Origin of the sequence: Frankia sp. AiPs1, from assembly GCF_023716945.1 — a bacterium.
Lineage (GTDB): Bacteria > Actinomycetota > Actinomycetes > Frankiales > Frankiaceae > Frankia.
In genome coordinates this window covers 1-3,403 of record NZ_JAMQQF010000623.1, presented here as the reverse complement: position 1 = coordinate 3,403, position 3,403 = coordinate 1, and the positions used below count along the sequence as shown (strand labels likewise).

2 protein-coding genes and 1 pseudogene are annotated in these 3,403 nt (G+C 71.8%); 2 read left to right on the top strand and 1 reads right to left on the bottom strand.

Annotated features, from left to right (window positions below):
• Positions 1 to 704 precede the first annotated feature (704 nt).
• The gene (locus tag ND748_RS28445; protein ID WP_251749268.1) at positions 705 to 1,649 is read right to left on the bottom strand and encodes a class E sortase; all 945 of its coding nucleotides are present in this window, start codon (positions 1,647 to 1,649) and stop codon (positions 705 to 707) included.
• A gap of 200 nt (positions 1,650 to 1,849) precedes the next feature.
• Here ND748_RS28445 and ND748_RS28440 point away from each other — a divergent pair, with 200 nt between their 5' ends.
• On the top strand, positions 1,850 to 2,728 hold the full coding sequence (locus ND748_RS28440) for a glycosyltransferase family 2 protein (RefSeq protein ID WP_251749267.1): 879 nt from the start codon (positions 1,850 to 1,852) through the stop codon (positions 2,726 to 2,728).
• A 311-nt stretch (positions 2,729 to 3,039) separates the two neighbouring features.
• Positions 3,040 to 3,403, top strand: a pseudogene (locus ND748_RS28435) (hypothetical protein); the annotation flags it as partial.

Sequence of the window (3,403 nt, the reverse complement as noted above, 5' to 3'; positions counted from 1 at the left end):
GGGCGGGGCGGGTCCCGGTGCCGGCTGGACCCCGCCAGGCTGGTCGGGCCCGCCGCCGTCGACGACGTGGGGCGCCCCGCCCGGCAGGCGGCGTGACCATCCGCGACCGGCGGTTGCCCACGCCACCCCGCAGAGGCGGACCGTTGAACCACGCCGTATCTGATCCGGCCTTTTCATTGAATTCCCCCGAAGCCGATCCCGCAATGTCCTTTTACCGCTCTCCGGACCGGCTGTTGCCGGCCCACCCGCCGCCGCCTCTGCCGGCCCGGCCGGCCCCACCCACGCCGATCTCCGCGCTATCCGAACCTAACGTGGGCCCAGTTCGCAGGGTATCCGATGCCCGACTTTCCGGCGGCATCGGCTCAGCCGTCCGGTGTCCCCCGACACGCTCCCGCGACCATCTGGTCCTAATCCCCGGGAAGGCGTTGTCGAATTCCACTCCGCTACCCGGTGGGATCAGCCCGCCGCCATTTCGCCTCATCCGCTGGTCCAGCGATGGAGGCGCGGCGGCGGACGGCCCGCCGCCATCGGGTGGACCTCCATCAGTCACCCAGTGTGACTCGTCCGTTCGGCAGGATCGTCTCCACCGCGGGAAAGACCACGAACATCAACAAGGCGACAACGGCAAGTACCGCAACGACTGCCAGGGTGAGCCGGAGCCGGGGTGGACCGGGCAGGTGTCGGTAGACCCACGCGTACATCGCTCACTCTCCCCTGAGCGCCGGGGGCACCCCGGCGGACTTCGCGGTGGTGTCCACCAGCTCGCCGTACACGATCAGTCGATGGCTCGCCGAGAACTTCGGATGGCAGGTGGTCAGGGTGATCAGGTCCTTGGTCGGCGCCACTCCCGGTCGTTTGGGGACCGGATAGGTGACATCCACCCGGTTCGGCGCCACAACCTCCGAGCCAGTCACCCGGTAGGTGTAGTAGCGGTCCCGCACCTCGACGACAAGGGGATCGCCAACCTTCAATTCATCAAGACGACTAAACGGTTTGCCATACGTCGTCCGATGCCCCGAAACGACGAAGTTGCCGAGCTGGCCGGGCATCGCCGTACCCGGAATATGGCCTGGTCCGCGCCGCAGGTCGGCGGCGGCGACACCCTCCACGACGACCGGGAAATAGTCCCGACCGAATCGCGGCACCCGCAGGATCGCCAACCCGTCGCCAAGATCGACCGGCGGCAGCGGAGCCGGTCGCACCCGATCGCCGGCAGGCGCCCGCGGCGCGGGTGGCCGCTGCCAGACCTGGTCGAGCTGGTGGTGCAGGCGATCCTGGGTCCGCGCGGCGAACAGGTCGGTGACCCACAGCTGGTAGGCAAGGAACAGCGCGACGACGATCCCGGCGGTGATCAGCAGCTCGCCGAGCCCGCGGGCCAGCCGGCCGGCGAGCATCCGCCGCTGCCCGGCGGCGGGATCGCGCTCGCCGCCGGACAGCGGGTCCCCGACAAGCGCCGGGTCCCCGACAAGCGCCGGGTTCTCGACGAGCAGGCGGTCCCCGCCGGGCAGCGAGTCCCCGACGAGCACCGTGGGCGCGTCGGCCGCCGGATCGGCCGGACGACCGGGTCCGGGTATCCCACCCGTCGCCGCACCGCTCGACGCGGTTCCCTGCTCGTCTTCGGCCGCCGGGACCGAGGATGCTCCAGCCACGCCATCACTCTAAGGCATGCTTCAACTACTTCTAGTAATCAGACGGAGATCGGTCGAGCGCCCCATCCCCGCCGCGACGAGCCGACACCTCCACCTTGCCATACAGCGTGACACGTTACTGCTACTCTCAGCACCCAATCGGTGGCGTCGTCACGTAGCCGGCATGACTCACGCTCCGCTCGACCGAAACAGGGGGGCCGATGAAAACCGTGGCGGTCATCGTCCACTGGGGCCCGCACCAGCCCACGGTCGAACTCGCGGAACGCCTGGATGCGAGCCCGTCGATCGCCCAGGTCACCGTCGTGGCCAACGACCGTTCGACCCGACCGGCGGAGCTGGCGACCTCCGTGGCGTGGATACTGCCGCCGCGCAACCTCGGCTTCGGCGGCGGTTTCCAGCTCGCCGTCCGGGACTACCCTGCGGCCGGCGCCTACCTGCTGGTCAACAACGACATCCGGATCGACGAGGCGACGATCCGGGCGTGTCTGGACCTGCTGACCGGCACCAACATCGGGGTTGTCGCCCCCACCCTCATCAACGGGGACGGCCTGCAGTCCGGCTCGGCACGACTGAGCCCGGTCCTCGTCGCGCCGCGGGCCCGCCGCCCCCCCGACGACCGGCCCTGCGAGGCGGACTGGGTCACCGGCGCGGTGATGTTCATCAAGGCCGAATGCCTGCGGCGGGTCCCGTTCGACGGCCGGTACTTCCTCGGGTTCGAGGACGTCGACTTCTGCTACCGGGTCCGGGAGGCCGGGTGGAGTGTCGTGCTCAGCCCGCACCGGGCCTGGCATACCGGCAGCACCACGATCCCCCGCCGCGCCAACGCCTACTACCTCGTGCGCAACCGGTTGTGGTTCACCCGCATCCGCGGTTGGCGGCTGCGTACGACGCTGGTCGCCGCCGTCACCGCGACCGTCGTCCTGCCCCGCAGTGTGGTTCTGGACGTGGTGCGCGGGCGGGGACTCGAGACGACGGCGCTGGTCCGCCACGGCCTGCTCGACGGTCTCGGTCCCCTGCCACCCCCGGGTGACCCGACGGCCGACGAGCCGCGCGCGGCCCACTGGACGGCATGGCGGTAGCCGAACCGTACGTCCCCCACCCACCGGGGACACTGCCCGCGCTGGGTGGCCCCCCCCGCTCGTGCTCGCGGCGGTCGCCGCCGGGCTGCCCGGCGGCTGGTGCGTCGCCGTCGCCGCGGCGGGTGCGCTCGCCGCCCGCCGCGCGCTGTCCCGGTTCAGCGCCACCTACCTGGTCATGGTGGTGTTCTGTCTCGTCCTCGCCGGGCGGGTGGCACCGGCCCGCGACGTCCTGCTGCCGGGTACCGGGGCGATCGACGGCGGCCGGGCGCCGGGCCACACCGACACCGCACCCGCCGACACCGAACCTGGGGATGGCGAACCTGGGGATGGCGCTCGGCTCGATGGCGGTCTCCGCGGCCGCCCTGGTCGTCGAGATTCTCATGATCATATCCGGCTCGGTCGGGGTGGTGGGACAGGTCAGCGGCAGCGGCGGCGGGTACGCCGGGCTGTTCGGTGCCCTCGGGCCCGTCCTCGCCGCCGCGGCCACCGTCGTGCTGTACCGCACCGCCGCCCGCCACCGTCGCCGCCGCCGGCCTGCTCGGGCTGCACCTGCTCACGCTGCCGTTCACCGGCTTCCGCGGCGCGGCGCCGGTGATGTGCCTGACGGTGGCGATCGCCGCAGGGCGACGGCAGGGCCCGGCCGGCTCGGACCCGCCCGGACCCGCCGCGGTGGAC